Genomic DNA, 269 nt, shown 5'->3' with positions numbered 1-269 from the left:
GGAACAGTATGGCGATAATCCGCTGGCGCTGAATAACGTCATGTCAGAGCAGAAAAAGACCTGGGCGGCTGAAGACCAGCTTCGCGGGAACTGGATGGCAGGCCTGAAGTCCGGCTGGAGTGAGTGGGAAGAGAGCGCCACGGACAGTATGTCGCAGGTAAAAAGTGCAGCCACGCAGACCTTTGATGGTATTGCACAGAATATGGCGGCGATGCTGACCGGCAGTGAGCAGAACTGGCGCAGCTTCACCCGTTCCGTGCTGTCCATGA

1 protein-coding gene is annotated in these 269 nt (G+C 56.9%); it reads left to right on the top strand.

Annotation, left to right across the window (positions count from 1 at the left end):
- The coding region (locus MN202_RS20565; protein WP_335737999.1) for a phage tail tape measure protein at positions 1 to 269 on the top strand (269 nt) is incomplete at both ends.

Origin of the sequence: Rheinheimera muenzenbergensis (genome assembly GCF_036984005.1) — a bacterium.
In the GTDB taxonomy this organism is placed as follows: domain Bacteria; phylum Pseudomonadota; class Gammaproteobacteria; order Enterobacterales; family Alteromonadaceae; genus Alishewanella; species Alishewanella muenzenbergensis.
The sequence above is the reverse complement of the archived record's forward strand: the minus strand, read 5'-3'. Positions and strand labels throughout refer to the sequence as shown.